Annotated in this window: 17 protein-coding genes and 3 pseudogenes; 10 read left to right on the top strand and 10 right to left on the bottom strand. The window is 39.6% G+C overall.

All coding sequences use genetic code 11. The annotated features are described in order from the left end of the window. Positions 1 to 143: pseudogene (locus tag LH47_RS15385) on the top strand (UPF0236 family protein); the annotation flags it as partial. 88 nt (positions 144 to 231) lie between these two features. Here LH47_RS15385 and LH47_RS11625 read toward each other — a convergent pair. Together LH47_RS11625 and istA are read right to left on the bottom strand one after the other, a co-directional pair. Then, on the bottom strand, positions 232 to 648 hold the full coding sequence (locus tag LH47_RS11625; RefSeq protein WP_043967686.1) for an ATP-binding protein: 417 nt from the start codon (positions 646 to 648) through the stop codon (positions 232 to 234). Further along, a complete protein-coding gene (istA, locus tag LH47_RS11620) occupies positions 645 to 2,210 on the bottom strand; it encodes an IS21 family transposase (protein WP_006324140.1) in 1,566 nt (521 codons plus the stop codon). Before istA ends, LH47_RS11625 begins: the two co-directional genes overlap by 4 nt. 140 nt (positions 2,211 to 2,350) lie before the next feature. Here istA and LH47_RS11615 point away from each other — a divergent pair. The 6 genes and pseudogenes from LH47_RS11615 to LH47_RS11595 all read left to right on the top strand — a co-directional run. Further along, positions 2,351 to 3,445: pseudogene (locus tag LH47_RS11615) on the top strand (IS701 family transposase); the annotation flags it as partial. A 170-nt stretch (positions 3,446 to 3,615) separates the two neighbouring features. Then, the gene (locus LH47_RS16090; RefSeq protein ID WP_021321627.1) at positions 3,616 to 3,852 is read left to right on the top strand and encodes a hypothetical protein; all 237 of its coding nucleotides are present in this window, start codon (positions 3,616 to 3,618) and stop codon (positions 3,850 to 3,852) included. A 146-nt stretch (positions 3,853 to 3,998) separates the two neighbouring features. After that, entirely contained in the window at positions 3,999 to 4,733 is a 735-nt protein-coding gene (locus tag LH47_RS11610) for an RHS repeat-associated core domain-containing protein (protein WP_025039238.1), read from the top strand. A gap of 72 nt (positions 4,734 to 4,805) precedes the next feature. Continuing rightward, positions 4,806 to 5,267: a hypothetical protein gene (locus LH47_RS11605; protein ID WP_014196707.1), complete on the top strand. Its 462-nt coding sequence runs from the start codon at positions 4,806 to 4,808 to the stop codon at positions 5,265 to 5,267. 62 nt (positions 5,268 to 5,329) lie between these two features. Continuing rightward, positions 5,330 to 5,893 (top strand): RHS repeat-associated core domain-containing protein, encoded by a 564-nt coding sequence (locus LH47_RS11600; protein ID WP_043967682.1) that lies wholly within the window; start codon positions 5,330 to 5,332, stop codon positions 5,891 to 5,893. Between the two features lie 16 nt (positions 5,894 to 5,909). Further along, positions 5,910 to 6,359 carry a DUF5071 domain-containing protein gene (locus tag LH47_RS11595; RefSeq protein ID WP_052023561.1) on the top strand — a complete coding sequence of 150 codons (450 nt, stop codon included), beginning with the start codon at positions 5,910 to 5,912 and terminating at the stop codon, positions 6,357 to 6,359. A gap of 201 nt (positions 6,360 to 6,560) precedes the next feature. On the opposite strand, the gene LH47_RS11590 is transcribed toward LH47_RS11595, so the two are convergent. Beyond that, a complete protein-coding gene (locus tag LH47_RS11590) occupies positions 6,561 to 6,806 on the bottom strand; it encodes a hypothetical protein (RefSeq protein ID WP_152619623.1) in 246 nt (81 codons plus the stop codon). A gap of 361 nt (positions 6,807 to 7,167) precedes the next feature. Here LH47_RS11590 and LH47_RS11585 point away from each other — a divergent pair, with 361 nt between their 5' ends. Further along, a complete protein-coding gene (locus LH47_RS11585) occupies positions 7,168 to 7,992 on the top strand; it encodes an RHS repeat domain-containing protein (protein ID WP_052585046.1) in 825 nt (274 codons plus the stop codon). Positions 7,993 to 8,147: 155 nt separating this feature from the next. Here the strand turns inward: LH47_RS11585 and LH47_RS11580 are convergent, their stop codons facing one another. Together LH47_RS11580 and LH47_RS11575 are read right to left on the bottom strand one after the other, a co-directional pair. Next, positions 8,148 to 8,660: an IS630 family transposase gene (locus LH47_RS11580; RefSeq protein ID WP_032101752.1), complete on the bottom strand. Its 513-nt coding sequence runs from the start codon at positions 8,658 to 8,660 to the stop codon at positions 8,148 to 8,150. Positions 8,661 to 8,677: 17 nt separating this feature from the next. Next, on the bottom strand, positions 8,678 to 9,208 hold the full coding sequence (locus LH47_RS11575; RefSeq protein ID WP_042536414.1) for a helix-turn-helix domain-containing protein: 531 nt from the start codon (positions 9,206 to 9,208) through the stop codon (positions 8,678 to 8,680). Positions 9,209 to 9,293: 85 nt separating this feature from the next. On the opposite strand from LH47_RS11575, the gene LH47_RS11570 reads away from it, so the two are divergent. Then, complete coding sequence (locus tag LH47_RS11570; RefSeq protein ID WP_043967676.1) at positions 9,294 to 9,542, top strand: hypothetical protein; 249 nt, start codon at positions 9,294 to 9,296, stop codon at positions 9,540 to 9,542. A 163-nt stretch (positions 9,543 to 9,705) separates the two neighbouring features. Here the strand turns inward: LH47_RS11570 and tnpC are convergent, their stop codons facing one another. After that, on the bottom strand, positions 9,706 to 11,151 hold the full coding sequence (gene tnpC / locus LH47_RS11565; RefSeq protein WP_043967673.1) for an IS66 family transposase: 1,446 nt from the start codon (positions 11,149 to 11,151) through the stop codon (positions 9,706 to 9,708). A gap of 762 nt (positions 11,152 to 11,913) precedes the next feature. On the opposite strand from tnpC, the pseudogene LH47_RS17290 reads away from it, so the two are divergent. Further along, positions 11,914 to 12,970 (top strand): annotated as a pseudogene (locus LH47_RS17290) (transposase). A 7-nt stretch (positions 12,971 to 12,977) separates the two neighbouring features. Here the strand turns inward: LH47_RS17290 and LH47_RS11555 are convergent. The 4 genes from LH47_RS11555 to LH47_RS11540 form a co-directional block, all read right to left on the bottom strand. Then, positions 12,978 to 13,940 (bottom strand): ABC transporter permease, encoded by a 963-nt coding sequence (locus LH47_RS11555; RefSeq protein ID WP_052585045.1) that lies wholly within the window; start codon positions 13,938 to 13,940, stop codon positions 12,978 to 12,980. Then, positions 13,933 to 14,856, bottom strand: coding sequence for an ABC transporter ATP-binding protein (locus LH47_RS11550; RefSeq protein WP_043967669.1), 924 nt, complete (start codon positions 14,854 to 14,856; stop codon positions 13,933 to 13,935). The genes LH47_RS11555 and LH47_RS11550 overlap by 8 nt, the downstream gene beginning before the upstream one ends. Before the next feature lie 470 nt (positions 14,857 to 15,326). Beyond that, positions 15,327 to 15,746 carry a hypothetical protein gene (locus LH47_RS11545; protein ID WP_152619622.1) on the bottom strand — a complete coding sequence of 140 codons (420 nt, stop codon included), beginning with the start codon at positions 15,744 to 15,746 and terminating at the stop codon, positions 15,327 to 15,329. 160 nt (positions 15,747 to 15,906) lie between these two features. Further along, complete coding sequence (locus LH47_RS11540) at positions 15,907 to 16,335, bottom strand: hypothetical protein (protein WP_043967665.1); 429 nt, start codon at positions 16,333 to 16,335, stop codon at positions 15,907 to 15,909. Positions 16,336 to 16,754 lie beyond the last annotated feature (419 nt).

The following is a 16,754-nucleotide window of genomic DNA, read 5'->3' as shown; positions in this document are numbered from 1 at the left end:
CCAAGCGGGTTGAACAGGCCAAACGGAAGGCAGGACGGTTGTGGGCAGATGTGGTGCGTCAGAATCTACCGTGTCTGCAGCGGTCATCCGGGACGCCGATCCATCAAGCGTTGTCGGCGCTTCGGGATTTTGGTTGGGTGTAAAAAAATGGAATACAATATCATCACTTCAAGATGAGGGATGAGAGTCCAAAAGCGCTTACGATATCAATTCCTGAAAATGGTTCGCTAACTAGTGATTGACAACACCCGTAGTGAACCGAAAAAATGTTCTCCACAAAGTCTTGACTGACTCAATAGCTAAATGGGTTTTGCCGACACCTGGCGGTCCTAGTAAAATCAAATTAAACAGCTGATCCAACCAAACAAGTTCCCGTAATTGTTGAAACTGCCTCTTCGTTAATGCTGGTTGCTCCTCAAGTTGAAATTCATCTAATGTTTTGTGGTATGGGAAAGACGCCCACTTGAAACGTCTTTCCCTTAATTTTTCCTCTCTCCGATGTTGTTCATAACGTAACACATCATGCAAAAAACCTAAGTATGTCCATTCTCCTCCTTCAGCTTGCTTCAACAATGTCGATAGGTAAGAGGCTGTCTCTGTTAAATGCAATGCTCGCAAAAGCTCCTGCACGTTCGTCAACTGGCTCATTTTCTTTTCCCCTCCAAAATGTGAATGTACTCTTGAATATCTCGTTTTGTGGCTTGTGCCCGCAATACAGAATGACTCTCTTCATGCAATGCTTGGACAGGACGCAGCTGGACGTTCTCATCGTTTTTGTTCAATGGTGCTTGGCGTTTGAGGTGACCGATGACGTCTGTAAACTCTGAGGCGCTATACAACTGTAATTCCATACATTGATGTAGAGCTTGACTACAAATAGATGGAGGATGCTGAGCCAGTTGAGCCTGGATGATTTGTAATTGATCTCGTATATATCGTGGATATTTTTTTCGAATGTACGCTAAAAATTCTCTCGCCACCTCCGGTTGCTCAAATTGTTCGGTTACTCTATCGATATAAGCCTCAATTCCTTTTGTACGATCACGTAAGTGATTACGATTTTGAATGAGTCTCCCTTTCCCTTCGGCTATATGGTGTTTTCCTAAATGCTTTCCTGTTTCAGAATCGTATATCCATAACTCTTTTCCTTCTTTGATGACGATTTGCACGGTTTTCCCAAATGGTGCATACGTACCACACGGTACTGTGTATCGATTTGACTGATATAAAATCGTATTGTCCTTTCTTACCGTTCTTGTTATACTGTTCGTAAGGGTAGATGCTTCGGCGCAAGCCGAATCCAAACATGTAGAGATGGGTCGTAAATGTGTCTTTTCCTGTTCAAACACATCGGCCGGTCTCTTTTTTGTTGTATTATGAACTCTCCCGTTTCCCGTCCGTTTTAACCACTCCCTCCCTTGTTCATTCCATAAATCTAGATGCAAAAAGGTGCGATGTTTGGCAAAGTTATGTTTAATAAAGCCTACCACATTTTCAATTTTTCCTTTACTTTCTGGATCTGCTTTTCTACACACATGGAGCGTTAGATTTCGTTCTCTGCGATATGCTTCAAACTCGGCTGTTAGAATAAGATCCCCTGCATTCTCACTTACAACGATCAGATTATCTTGATCATATACGATTTCATGCGGAATGCCTTCAAACCATTCAAACGCTCGTTCATGGGCTTGTATCACGTCCCTTGTCGTAAAAGGACGATTCAACCACTCTTTGTACTTGTAACGTGAGTGAGAAAGAACAAAAGCGATAAAATATAATTGCACCTCTTTTCCTTGTTGATCTTTCACACGTATTTGTCCAAAATCGACTTGTGCTTGTTGTCCCATGGGTGGATCAGGTACTGCCTCATATTGACGATAAGATATTTCTTTTGGGATCTTCCATTCTTTGCGCAACTGCCTCACATATTGGCGTACCGTACTCTCTCCAACCGAAAGGTTAGGATCTCCCTCCTTAAGCCAATCTTGTATTTGGGATGCTGATATATCTGGATGCTGCTGAATCCAATACAAAATCTTCTCTCGATACCTATCAAGCTTTTTTTGTCTTTGCTTGGTGGAAGCTAACCAACTTGTCATCTCCTCTGGCGAACGCTGCAAGTAATGATATAGAGTTGTTCGAGAGATGTTTAATTTCTTTGCCACTGCTGATTTACTAAATCCCTGTTTTAAGAGTTGATAAATTTCCATGTACACTTCCCACTTATCCACCTTTCCGTTCCTCCTAACAACTAAATAGAATGTCAATCTCTATATTAGATGTTAAGAAGATTTTTGGTAAATAAGTGTCCAATTTTATTTGTCGGAAACTGTCCACTTTAGTTTAGCAGTTACACCTTGTCGATGCCTTGACTACCAAGAGATTTTCGGGAACGTTGACCGATGTCCATCACTGGAGTTTTCATCCGAATCATCGAACCACGCTCAGCCACTTTTTCACGAAAAGCCCTTGGAACGAGGAAAGGCTGCTTGAGAAGCTTCAAGAGTGGGTTCTTCGCCAGATCGAACGCCTAGCCAAACGGACGAATCAGCCCCTTTTCCTTTCAATTGATGATACGATTTGCCAAAAAACGAAGCCTTCGTCACGGGCCACGCACGTCATTCAAGGATGTGATTGGCATTACTCCCATAAAGATCATCAAATGGTCTGGGGGCATTCGCTCATTTGGCTGATGGTGCACACCTTCACGCAAGCGTTTCCGTTCGCGTTCCGCTTGTATGACAAGAAGGCGGAAACAAGCAAAATGGACCTGGCGATCGAGATGCTTTCCTCGCTCAAAGGAAAACGGGCTCGTCCGGTGTATGTGCTTATGGATTCATGGTATCCGTCCAGGAACTCATCGAAGCCTGCCTGAAACAGGGATTCCATGTCATCGCGATGCTCAAGACGAACCGGATTCTCTACCCGAAAGGCATCGGGGTCCAAGCCAAGTCGTTTGCCCGCCATATCGAGCCAAAAGACACCCGCCTCGTCACGATGGGTCAGGAGCGTTACCGCGTGTATCGCTATGAGGGGGCGATCCATGGCCTCGATGACGTATTGGTGCTGCTGTCTTGGAAGTCGGATCAGCCGATGACGCTGGAACATTTCCATGTCGTCTTGAGCACCGATCGGGAGCTAGGCGATGAAGAGATCTTGCGTTACGATGCCCAGCGTTGGACGATCGAATGCTTTTTCTGGCAGGCGAAAGAGCAACTGAAGCTGGATGGATACCGCGTTCGTCACATTCGGGCGGTGAAACGGTATGGGGTGACCGTTTTGTTGGCTTGCGTGTACAGCATAGCGGAATCCCAACAAAGACATCTCTGCCGGGCTGGACCTTCTTCGGACTCGGAAAGGACATAGCCTGATTGAGTTCATTTACAACGCGGCGAAGCAAGATATTGCCATTGATGTTGTCAAAAAACAGCTCCATGTCGCCTAAGGGGTACCCTGTTTGTCTCTTTGTTAATGGAAAATGTTGTAATGAAAATTGCTCATCTACAGTAACAATGTAGGAATTTTATGGGCAACTGCTAAGCCTTATGTAAAAAAAATATATGAAAAATATAAAAAATGGTTATAAAATATAATGAAATAAAGGAGTAGAATTTAATGGAGGAGGATTTTTACTGGTCTATATTTAATTTTTCAGTTGGAATTTTTGGGATTTGGATGTTTTTTTACACAACACGACAAAGATTTTTTCATAGCAAAACTTTTAGTCGTCTTAAATATATAACCCCATTGCCTATATCTTTTAATTTTTGGCTTATTAAAATTTTGTATTTTGTTGGCGGATTATTATGTGTTGTAGTTGGAATATATGGAATGGCTCGTCCATTTCTCTAAGTAATGAATATCCATGATGCTAGTATTGGCATCATGGATCTGTTTTTAGGGAATGATACGTATTACTTAGTTTATCGGATGAAACAGACGCCAACAACAACATCACAGCGGAATATACGTGGGACGCATTGGGCCGCCCGGTTACGATGACAAAAGGCGGAGCCACTTACTACTATCATGTGAACGGTCATGGAGATGTCGTCGCATTGACGGACGCAAGCGGAAATGTCGTCGCCCAATACGAGTATGACGCATGGGGTAACATTCTGTCCAAAACCGGTGCGATGGCAACAGCGAACCCATACCGTTATGCCGGGTATTATTACGATGGGGAAACCGGGCTATACTACCTAATGGCGCGGTATTATGAGGCGAATGTGGGACGGTTCTTGACGAGAGATACAGTCGATGGGATTGAGGACGATCCGCAGAGTTGGAATCAGTACGCATACGCTAAAAACGATCCTATACAGTACATCGATCCAAATGGCCATTGGTCTTGGAAAGCATCTATGAAATCTTCGTTCCATAGGATTGTTAAAAGTTTGGCAGATGATTTTAGAGCAAATACCTTAACTAATATCGCGTTCCTTTTCTTCGGGGGAGCTATAGGAGGGGGGATAGCCTACAAAGCTGCTAAATATGGCTTTACAATGCTTGAGAGATACGTATTAAAGAAATCAATAATTGGCTTTATCAAGCGTGGAATTGGAGGGTACTTATTAGGTGAAGCTGGCGGAATAGCAACTAAATTGATGACTGCTGGAAATAAATTATTAAATTATGAGGGTTGGTTTGATTCAATACCAGTAGGAAGATCCATTGATAACGCAATAACTAGGGTAGAAAAGAAATTGCACAACTTAATTGATACTTGGTAAGTGAGTATTATTGAAAAGGGGGGAATCTTTTGGATTGCCCCTATCATCTTGATCGGTAAGGGGGACTCGCAGTTGGATGTTCATCAGTTATTGGGCATTTTAGGATTCTCTTTAGTTCTATGGTGGATGTATAAAGGTTTTTTAAAGCAGCCTACATCTTATAATGACTACATTGATCGAGCGACGCTTTATGATGCAGTATTGTTGAATAAAAATAAGGCAAAAGATATTTTAAAAGATGCGCTTACACTGCAGTCATTGTCCAATATTGAAAAAGCCAGCATTAATCTAGAAATTGGATTCATTGAATTCAAACAAATGGAATACGAAAGCGCCGTTACCTATTTTGATACAGCGTTTGAGCTAATATCACAGGAAAAATTCTTATACAATAAAAAGTATATTGATGTTATAAAAGCCTATATTTACGCACACCAAAAAGAAAAAGCAATTGAAATTTACAATAACCTTATTGCAAGGCAAAGTTATGACCGTAGGTTCGGTAAACTAAAGAAATTAGAAAGTTGGTTCTAAAAAACTTATGAAATGAAGAAACCGGGCTATACTACCTAATGGCGCGGTATTATGAGGCGAATATGGGACGGTTTATTACAAGAGATACGTTCCATGGGTTTGAAAATGAGCCGCTTAGTATAAATCAATATGTTTACACTAAAAATAATCCTGTTATATATGTGGATATAAATGGTCACTTCGCTTTTCTTTTAGTTCCATTAGCAGGTGTATCAATTTCATGGCTAACAGCAGCCGCTGTTGAGGCAACCGCAATAGTGATTGCATATGTTGCAGCAAATGAGATAGTCAGTGTTTTAGAACGTAAATTTAATAGGAAAACCCCAACAGTTATTTATCGTACTGGAAGTGGAAACGGCACTAATTTAACTCCAAGACCAAAAGATGTTAGTGGGCTATCCTATACTACAGTAAAGCCTTTATCTGGACCATATACAGCAACTACTATTGAGGCCATTAATGCAACAGGAAAACTAGTAGCAATAAAAGATGGTAAAACTCATGTGTCAGTGAGACCAGTAAATATGAAGAAAATGCAGGGATGGATAAACTCAAGGGAAAATGCTAATACTAGACCACATGAGTACACAAAATTATTGCAGGCCCTTTCTGTGAAAGTTAAATAGTAGGAGATGAATTTTAATGGAACTTAGTGAAGTTAAAAGATTGATGAAAAACTTGAGTTGGAATATGCCCCAAGAAGTTCAACTATCTGCAATAAGGGAGTTAACAACAATTGATGATGAATACACTCCTTTGTTAATACAAGATACCGAGAAGCATTGTTGGGAGAATGCGGTTAAAGTTTTAAATAAAATTGGATACCCACGAAATAGGCTGGCGATACCCTGCTTAATAGAGTTAATGCAAGATATGAATTGGCCTGGTGTCCCTACAGCGATAGAGATATTGAAGAGTATAGATAAAAGTGTGATAGTTCCACATATAGAGGCTTCGCTAATAAAAGCAGCTGAGGATGACGATCGCATGTGGATAGGGGGAATTCAGAGACTTATAGATATATTACAAATTTCTGAATCAGACTTTCATGATAAGGAAGTATATAAGTTATTAAAATTATCGGATTGGTAAACCAAGAAATTAGGAGCGGGCACTTGTCTTTTATGAAATAATATTGTATAGAATCCCCCAACTGCGTAAAATGCAGCTGGGGGTGTTTTATAGGATGAGTATCTGTCACTTGGTTTATGTGACGAAGCGGGTGCCAATAAAAAATGGTAGTGCAATATATATGGGCCGCCTAGTGATGATGACGAAAGGCGGAGTCATTTACTATTTCGGTCTTCCATACTTTTTGCCAGCCTGCCTCTGTTTTTTCAATGCAATCGCTCCGAATTTGGAGCGGGAAGGCGGTTCGCCCGCTTGAAGTTGGAATGTCGCCACGATTTGGTTGCGCCCGTCTTGATCAAAATCATACAGCTCGATCGATTCGGGATCTGCAAGAACAGTGTTGGGTGGTATAAACTTTTTCGCTATTTCGATCCACTCATCGCGGGCCAAAGCATGAATGGACTGCAAGGAGAAGAGCCCTGCGAAAAGCAAAAAGCGAGCCGTTTTTTCATCTTGTTCCTCCGTTATCCGGTTTTTGAAGTTATGATTCCGGATTAGCGGCGGCATTTATACATGAAAACAGCGGCTCATCCCGGCAACATGCCGGACTTATGCAGCGCGGTGGAAAGCAGAAGAGCAGCGATCAAAGCGGGAATCGATATTGGCGAACAGTGCCTGGCACTGTTCGATAATCCATGCGAATGGCACCTATACCGCCTACGAGTATAATGATGCCAACCAGTTAAAATCGATTAAAAACTTTGGCGCGAACGGCAATGTCTTAAATTACTTCAACTACAGCTATGATGCCAATGGCAACATTACCAGTGTGGAAACCAACAATGGAACGATCACGTATCAATATGATGCGTTGAATCAGTTGACAAAAGAAACACTAGCAGACGGGACGACCATCACGTACGAATACGATGCTGTGGGGAACCGTACGAAGAAAATCGTAAATAATGGAACGACGACTACTACAACATACACGTATGACGCCGCCGACCAATTAACAGCGGTCAACGGACAAGCGTACACGTACGATGCCAATGGCAATTTAACGAACAACGGCAATAAGACATTTGTGTACGATGATGACAACCGTCTCATTGAAGTAAAAAATGTATCTGGTACAACCATCGCGTCTTTCACGTACGATCAGCTTGGAAGACGGATCAACAAAACCACATCAAACGGAACCATTTATTATCACTACGATGGCGACTCGAACCAAGTGCTATATGAAACAGATGCAAACAACAACATCGTGGCGGAGTATACGTGGGACGCATATGATCACCCAATCACGATGACCAAAGGCGGAGTAACTTACTATTATCATGTCAACGGTCATGGGGATGTTACGGCATTAACGGATGCAAGCGGAAACGTTGTAGCGGAATATCAATACGATGCATGGGGGAATATTCTTTCCAAAACCGGCGCGATGGCATCAGCCAACCCATACCGTTATGCGGGTTATTATTATGATGAAGAAACTGGATTATACTATCTCATGGCACGTTATTATGATGCTAATATTGGTCGGTTTATTACAAGGGATACGTTCCATGGGTTTGAGGATGATCCGCAGAGTTTGAATCAATATGCTTATGGAAAAAACACCCCAGTAACTTATATTGACCAGTAACTTATATTGATCCAAGTGGACACATATCAATAAACAAGCGTGTTCAGTATGCACTCAAATACGCCATAAAATTTTGGTTAGCAAATTATATAGGATGGGATAATGCCAGTTGGATATTTACTATATACATCCAAATTGACATTTTAACCTCTGATTTACGCAGTACACCCGATGCGACGCAACACCTCATCCGGGTGTTGTAGAACGTACTGTTCAAAACGAGTAATGGATTGGGCAATATCGTTTTGATCCTTGTGAAAAACGTTGGCAATCACTTCATCTTTCAACCACTTCCACAGCCGTTCAATCGGGTTCAACTGTGGGGAATACGGTGGCAAAAAGATGAAATGAAAAGCATCGCCTTCCTCGCCATCAAGAAAGGCTTGTACCATCTTGGCATGATGAATACGCGAATTGTCTAACACAAGCACGAGGAATCGATCGGCATATTTCTCTTTCAATCGGCGCAGAAAGTAGAGGAAGGTTTCGGCATTGGCGGATGATGCACGATGAAACACTACATCGCCTTGTTGAACATCGACGGCGCCAAAAATAGAAACGTGGGCGTGGTGACCATAGCTTGGCACTTGTTTTTGATTTCCTACTTCTGCCCATGTCGTACGAAGCGCTTGATACGCACGAACATGCGTTTCGTCCACATAAAACATAGTGACGTTCTCGGTGATTAGTTTTTTTTTATAAATTCGAGTTCCTTTTGAAAAGCAGCTTGATGTTCTGGATTCCCTTTCACAAGCTTATACGTCGGACGTGTCCATGACAAACGAAGACGATGCAATAACTTACGAATGCCTTCACGTGACATCGAAACGCCATAGGTATGTTGGATGTAGGATTGTAAAATACGCGTGTTCCATGATGAAGCAATGCCCCAGCCAGCATCCGCAGGTGTAGTAGTTAACACGAGTTGTCTAATTTCTTGTTGTTGTTCTTCCGTCAGAAATGGCACGCGACCAGGCGGCAACCGACGATCGAGTAGATGATCGAGCCCTCCTTCATTAAAACGTGCAACGTAGAGGGCAACAGATTGACGGCACAGATTGACCATTTTGGCCACATCTTTGCCAAGATGACCTTCCATGACGAGACGAACAGCGGTCACCCGAACGCGAAGCGAAGCATCTTTGATTTTCCGTTCTTGTTTCCGAAGTGTTCGAGGCGTCCAACCGTGATCATTTGTAATTTTAAGACGTTTCATGTCATTTCCGCTCCTTTTACACATGAGTATTTAGGAGCAGTATAGCCATGGAAAAGGGTGTTCATACAGAAGTCATTACTTTAAAGTGCATGTATATAGCATTTGGGCAGGAATAGCAAAGGGACGTGAAGCTTATAAAATAAGTTATAGCAAATCTGCACAAGAAGCTGTAAAGCATTTAGGAAGATCAAGAACTATGTTACAAAATGCAAGAAAAATAGCATTAAAAGTTGCGATACGTGCTGGATTGAAAGCTGCAATACCAATAAGCGCTGTTGGAGACGGTTATTTGCTTATTAGAGGATTCATCAAAGGATGGAATAAATATAAATAGAATTGTTGGATTAGTACTCAATTATTAACCATAATAATTGGGTACTATCATTAAGAAAATAATAGTTAACGAGTTTTTACTTCTATTTTGGTAACTATTCATCCCGATAGTAGTATGTAAAGGAGCGCAACACAAATAGGGCATCCCCGTAATAGAAAATGCCCTAAGTGGTAAAAAGAACACGATCTATCGTTTCGCCCGTCAACAGAAGACATAACGAATCCCACACGTTTTTTTCGTGTTTCGTCAGTGTGGAAATGATGCTTCTTGTGATGCAAAAAGACTGGGCGAATGTTTCTTCGCGAAATGTACCCGAAATGTTCTCTTTGACTTTAACCATGCGAAGATCGCGTTCGGCTTGGTTGTTGTCAAAGGGAACATGCACTTCACGTAAGAAACGCAACGCTTCTTCCTTTCGTTTTTGAAGGCGTCGAACAAAAGCGAGTGCTTTTTTCGGAAGAGGCGTCGCCGTTTCCAATCGGTGTTGTGCTCTTTCTAGGATGCGATCATACACTCGTTCCCATCGTTTCGCTTCTTCTTCGGAAAGCGCACCGTGATGAGCTTCGACGGCCTGTTTGGCGGCTAACAGAAACGTCGTCATGCGCGATGCCCATGTATGCCCTTGTTCGATGAAGCCTTTTAACTCACGCAAATGATGGGCGTGACAAAGGGCATGGGTGGCTTGCGTGTATTTTGGATACGTACCGAATCCATCGTGCATCATCGTCCCTTCATATCGGGGAAGAATCCCAATATCATCAGTCGCTTTCTTTCCACGAGAAACGTGAGGAGCCAAGTACGTATATTTCGATGTACACGCGACATGCACCCATGCGAGTTTCCCATTGATGCGCAAACTTGTTTCATCGACATGCAGGATGTTGGATTCAAGTAAGGCGTCTTCGATGATGTCCATATTTGATTCCAGCGATTCGCGTCCTCGTTTCACCATATTGGCAAGGGTTCCTGTACTAATCGAGTGTTGATATAACGCTTCGATTGTATCACTTAAACGCTTGTACGGGATCAATTGGATATGATGTAAATAAACAGCGAGCGCCGTGAGCCGTGGACCGTATTGCACATGATTCGTGACATGGGATGGGAATTCGGCTTGTTGAACACATCGGCAATGTGGACAGGATTTCACTTCACGTTCATGTTGTGTCACCTCGATCGCCACAGGAGGGACATCAAACACTTGACGGATATCGACTTTGAACGGTTTGACTTCACGCAAAGAAGCCCCACATCCTTGACACGTATGCACACGGTGGACGACACGATGATGTGGATGTTCCACTTGACGGAGCGTCGTTCCTTGATGACCTTCTTGTCCGCCTGGCTTGTTGCCAGATGGCTTGCGAGAAGAATGGGTGTGAAAACGGTCAGAAGACGGGGGCAAATGGCTATTGGAGCTGTTTTTTTTCGTGCGTGCTTCCAGCTCTTGAACACGGTACTTCAGTTGTTCATTTTCTTTGCGTAGCTGTTTGTTTTCTTTCAACAGTTGCTCAATGACTTGTTGTTGGTGAGTAATGAACTGCTTTTGTTGTTGGACTTTGCTGATTAAGCTTTCAACTGTAAATACAGCTTGTTGTACCGTCAACATGCGATTCACCTCCTTGTCTATCAATATTCACATCATGGACAGGAAAAGCAAAAAATATTCAGCTCACTTTATGATGTGGCTGAATAGTTACCCTTTTTTTATGTGTCCAAAAATTCCAGAATGGAAGGATAAGGCACGATGGGGTAAACAAACTTTACTCCGTCACGATTTGGTACTCCCTTTTCCTTAATTTTGGTGAAAACATAATCATTTTTAGTATCCTCAATCAAAAATGCCCTCTAAAATTGGCGTATAGCGCGTTTTAAACATTGGGGTAATGGTTTTATATCCCCCTGATTTAAAAAACGCTCTACGGGCTTAATAAGCGGCTTAAAATTGATTATCGGTTTTATAAGTTCGTAGATAGTTAGGAATTAGCTTAGTTTGCTGCAATATCATTTTTATTCAACATAAGAGCAACTATGTTGGGTTATTCCGCGCAAAAGCCGCTGAATTACTTGTATAATTCAACATAGTTTATTTTTAACCGCAAAAAGCGGATTCAACATAGTTTATGGGCATACAGTGAAGAAGTGAACTCCTTGAAGCAAATTCACCCATTTTTCTCTTTTATATATACATCAAAATTATGTGTTTTTTACTTCATTTATTTTAATTCTTCACTAATACTTCACTAAAATTAAGGTCATCACCACAACGTGTACTTGACAATAAATATTTTTGGGTATAGAAGGGTACAAAAAGTGCGAAATTTCTTGTATGGGAAAGGTGAACAAACCGTAACGAAGGAGGAAAGTTCGCTTGCTATCCCCGTTTATCAAAGATTTGATTGCTTTACCAGACTTTCATATTCAAGGTGAACGAAGAGAAGGAGACCGCTGGATTTTCGAACTTTCTCCTGCGCCTGGTTGTCCAATCTGCCCTGTTTGTTTCGGACGTACGACGAAAATGTCATCGAAGAAGCGCCAGTAGATTCATGGGTATTGCCATTCCACTGGCTTATTTTGGATTGAGCTTCCTCATGAACGACGACGTTGCCGGACTTGTCATCTTACGTTTACATTGTCCTATCCGGGGATTCCTGATCACAGCATTGCAACAGAATCGTTTCAAGTTTCAACGTTGGATCGCTCAATCGTGTGTCGGAAAAAACATTTAAGAAGTTGCTCGCTTTTTTCAACTTGCCTACACGACCGTCGAGCGATGGTTTTATCGGTATGCTTCTGAGATGGTATCGACCTCTACTCCTTCCGTTGTTTGCATTGATGAGTTCGCCTTTCGAAAAGGACATGATTACGGAACGGCCGTCATGGATGCATCAACAGGGCAAGTTCTTGAATTTGTCGAAGGGAAAAACGAAGATGCCGTTATGGAGGCTCTTCAACTCTTTGTGGAAACGATCACCGATGTTGTGAGTGACCTTGCCCCTGCGATGAGCAAGGCGATTGAAAAAACGTACCTGAATGCCACTCATATCATGGATCATTTTTATGTCACTCGGCTGGTTAGTCAACGCCCGGAACATCTTACGGAAGAAGAACGACAAAAAGTACGAGAGTGGTGTCAAGAAGACGCTCCGTTACGTCATTTGTACCAATCGCTTCAACATCTTCGTGACATACTCAAAAGTGAAACGAAGAAGCAGGCGAATATTCGCCTAAAGCAATGGCTTGATCGGTATCTCTTTAATGATTATGCTGTGGTGAAAAATATTGCCAAAACGCTTGTTACTCGACGAGAAGCATTACTTCCGTGTGTCCTTTTCCCTTATTCGAACGGCATCATGGAAGGGACAAATAATAAAATAAAACGGAGCAAACGACGGGTATATGGCTATCGAAACATCCAATTATGGTGAAGAGCCATTAAACTTCCACATCTCTATATGTAAAAGAAAACCATGTTACACCAATAAAAAATATATAATGAACCAATATGATAAGTAACGAAAACAATAAAGTTGTACCTTCTCCAAATGAATCTCCTGAAAAATACTTACTAATTAAATCTAGATTAGTGAATAAGGTATATTTTGCCCACGAAAATTGGTTAAATAACATTGTAATTGAATTTCCAGCTAACAAGAGGGTTATTGATAATCCTATGGATAAAGAAATATTTCTAAAAACTGAAGAAATCATAAAAGCAAATGTAGCCATCATCAGTAGTTTTATACTATCAATTCCATATTGAGATAATACGTAAGTAATCATGTTAATTTCTATAACCTTACCATCCTGATATTTCAAATATGGTTGTCCAGCTCCCTCAAAACCAAAGAATAATCCTCCAATGAACCAAGAGGAAATAAATAACAATACATGAAGTACTAACGCGTAAATTAGTATAACAAGATACTTAGAAAGTAAAATTTGAGTTCTCGAGTAAGGTCTAATTAGTAGCAATTTTATAGTGCCCCATTTAAATTCATTAGTTAAAAAACTTGCAGCTACTATTATTGTAAAGATGCTTGCCAATGAAAGACCCCCACCCATATCTTTAACAAACGACCAAATATTGTCGTCAGAGATAGGCTTTAGGTTATGATTGATTCGGTATGTATTTAATGCAATCTCTTTCATATACGATTGTTTTAATTCAGGATGTTCGACTGCCAATTTTTCCAAATGTTCATTATACTCTTTTAAATCTGTTTTCCAGTGAAGATTTTCCGACTCATCATGTTGCTTACTACCAATAGTAACAATTATCGCTCCAGCAATTACAAAAATAATAAGAAGAACCATCATTACCTGATTTGATCTTTGAAGATAGAGTTTCATATTTTCATTTCTAACTAAATTAATAAAATTGTACAAATTACTCAATAGTACCATCTCCCGTCATTTGAAGAAATTTATCTTCTAGTGTGGCCGAAGCTATATTAACATTATATACATCGATTCCGTGCTCCACGAGGGCATTAACAATTAAAGGTACGTTTTCCTTATTAGTTTGAACAAATATATTATTTTCGTTAACTATAGCAGATAAATTGAACTTTTGTTCCAAGACCCGTAAAGCTTCATCAATTGGTTGCAACTGTAGCTTTATTTTAGTTTCGTTTCCTGCATTTACAAAGTTATTTATGTAGTCAACACTAATTAACTCACCATTTTTTATAATACCAACACGGTCACACAATATTTCTACCTCTGAAAGGAGATGACTTGAAATAAATATTGTTAATCCCTTTTCCCGAGCTAAATTTCTTAGATAACTTCTAATTTCATAAATTCCCGAAGGATCTAGTCCATTGGTAGGTTCATCCAGTATGAGTACTGATGGCTCGTGCAATAGAGCCTGAGCTAATCCTAGACGTTGACGCATTCCTAGCGAATAAGTTTTGACTTTTTTATGTATTACATTTTCTAATCCAGTTAAATGTACAATTTCCTCAATTTTATCTTGATTTACTCCCCCTGGTGTCATGCGAGCATAGTGAAGTAAATTTTTCCAACCGCTCATAAATTTGTACATTTCCGGATTCTCAACAATTGCCCCAACTTGAGCAATAGCTTCCTTAAACTGTTTTTTAATGCTTTTTCCGTAAATTATCACATCACCCTCGGTTATCTTCGTTAACCCAACCATCATACGTATAGTTGTTGTTTTGCCAGCACCATTTGGTCCCAAAAAACCAAAAATTTCACCTGGATATATTTCAAAGTCAAGCCCTTTGATTATTGTTTTACTTCCAATTCTTTTTGTTAAATTTTTGACTTCTACTGCTGCTTCACACATATAATCCCTCCGAGAGTATTAAATAATTACACGAATAAATTTATTAACATAAATTAACAAAAAAGAGAGACATGAACCGATTCCTTGATTAGAATAGATGTTGCGACTAAACTACACAAAATTACCATAACAGGTGAAAATAACACCTCTAAAGAAGAAGCCATTCATTAGATAATGCTTCAATTGCTTAACTTGAAGATTCGGCTTCTAACCGGTCATAAATCTGTTATAAGTTTTTTCGACTGACGGAGACAAGTCTATGACTTGCTTCCGTCAGTCGAAAAACAACTTGGTCCTTTGATGAAAAATTCGAAAAGATGAAACATCAAATTCAATTTATTTAAATTTATATAATAAATTGAAAATTATAATAGTTCCTGCTCCTTGGAAACTTTTTTGGTCACTCTCTATGATTTACAAGATGGTAGGCTTTTTATATGTGCATTTATGCATTCATAACAAGTTTTTAACTAATTGAACAATGCGTCATATAATTCATCTACTGTTGGTCGTTTTGTTTCAGGAGATATGATTATCATTTTTTCGTTTTTATTTTTCCAACTAACAGGCGGCGCATTATAAACCACTTGTAAATAAAAAGTTGTATTTTTTAACTGCAAGTCTTTTTTTTCCGTCATAACCACTAATTCTTTATAGTAGTTCTCTACAAGATCATGAGAAAATATATCACACATATGTTTACCAATTCCCCAGTACCAAGACTCGAAGGATTTTTTAATATCTTCATAAAGTTTCATTCCTGCATGATCAATTTTAAATAAATCATAGTAATGAAACTTATTATTAATCCACCATTCTAAGTCCACTCTATCATTCATATCATAAGAATCAAAGATAGCTGTCCATAAATTCCGAGCTTTCATATTCATTTCGTTATAATCCAATAGCGCAGTTTCTTTCAACGGTAACCAAGGAAATTTAGAAGTTTTATGTGATTTATGATAGTTTTCGTATAGATTATGTATATAAATTAAGAAATTTAAATTGATCGAGCAGGAATTTTGTAAAAAAAAGTTATTCATTTTTTACCTACCTTTCCATCATTTTTTCAACAAACTTTTCACCTTTTAAGGCTTGATTTACTACATTTAACATTTTATCAATATTAATTTCTTCTTTATAACCTTTTCCATATATTTTACCACTATTACCAATATAGGCAAAACTATACCCCTTTTGTTTTCTAAATTTTTCGTATGTCTCATCATCAAAATTTGGAATATATTGTTCATCTGTAAATACTAACTTTTTAAAATAAACGTATGTAGGATTTCCATACCCCACTACTATGATGGGGTAGTTTTTTTGTTTTAATAACCATGTATTAAGACTCTTGGTAATAATTTCATCATCTAATACACTTTTATCTATAAAAATTCCCATCTTATAATCCAATTCATCTACTTTTGATTTTAGTTCTTCTAAAGAGTTTAACTCTAATACATTATGTTCTTTCAATTCATTAGTACTGATAAATGAAGAATCCTCAGTTGTAAAATATACTGCTTTATACTTATTATCGGATACCGAACAACCAGTCAATAGAAGGATAGCTATTAGAATTGATATTAGAATTCTACCTGAATCCGTGATGAATTGAAATTGACTTTGATTTTGTTGTAATTTTTATGGATGTATAATCCATAAAACCCTTTTTGTGCTTATGACCTATGTCATCTCTATTTCTGAAAATGAAACAAATCTCTTTTTTGGGTGTGCAAACCAAAAAAATAGACAAAAAAGCACAGGGAGTGACGTTGGACATCAATATTCGAACATTTGTTCTTTACCTTACCTCTCTCCATTTCTGATAGACATTCAGCAGGAATTCGCTATACCCACTCCTTCGCGTCAGTTTCATCCAGATCTGTCGCGAT

Source organism: Anoxybacillus thermarum (assembly GCF_000836725.1).
Lineage (GTDB): Bacteria > Bacillota > Bacilli > Bacillales > Anoxybacillaceae > Anoxybacillus > Anoxybacillus thermarum.
Note: the sequence above shows the minus strand (reverse complement) of the source record. Positions and strands in the feature narration are given on the sequence as shown.

What these genes read in the sequence shown, in the direction of transcription:
- LH47_RS11545 (WP_152619622.1), bottom strand. Translation starts at nt 15,746, where the DNA reads ATGAATATGAAAGCTCGGAATTTATGGACAGCTATCTTTGATTCTTAT.
- LH47_RS11625 (WP_043967686.1), bottom strand. Translation starts at nt 648, where the DNA reads ATGAGCCAGTTGACGAACGTGCAGGAGCTTTTGCGAGCATTGCATTTA.
- istA (WP_006324140.1), bottom strand. Translation starts at nt 2,210, where the DNA reads ATGGAAATTTATCAACTCTTAAAACAGGGATTTAGTAAATCAGCAGTG.
- LH47_RS11610 (WP_025039238.1), top strand. Translation starts at nt 3,999, where the DNA reads ATGACAAAAGGCGGAGCCACTTACTACTATCATGTGAACGGTCATGGA.
- LH47_RS16090 (WP_021321627.1), top strand. Translation starts at nt 3,616, where the DNA reads ATGGAGGAGGATTTTTACTGGTCTATATTTAATTTTTCAGTTGGAATT.
- tnpC (WP_043967673.1), bottom strand. Translation starts at nt 11,151, where the DNA reads ATGTTGACGGTACAACAAGCTGTATTTACAGTTGAAAGCTTAATCAGC.
- LH47_RS11580 (WP_032101752.1), bottom strand. Translation starts at nt 8,660, where the DNA reads ATGTTTTATGTGGACGAAACGCATGTTCGTGCGTATCAAGCGCTTCGT.
- LH47_RS11600 (WP_043967682.1), top strand. Translation starts at nt 5,330, where the DNA reads ATGGGACGGTTTATTACAAGAGATACGTTCCATGGGTTTGAAAATGAG.
- LH47_RS11550 (WP_043967669.1), bottom strand. Translation starts at nt 14,856, where the DNA reads ATGTGTGAAGCAGCAGTAGAAGTCAAAAATTTAACAAAAAGAATTGGA.
- LH47_RS11575 (WP_042536414.1), bottom strand. Translation starts at nt 9,208, where the DNA reads ATGAAACGTCTTAAAATTACAAATGATCACGGTTGGACGCCTCGAACA.
- LH47_RS11595 (WP_052023561.1), top strand. Translation starts at nt 5,910, where the DNA reads ATGGAACTTAGTGAAGTTAAAAGATTGATGAAAAACTTGAGTTGGAAT.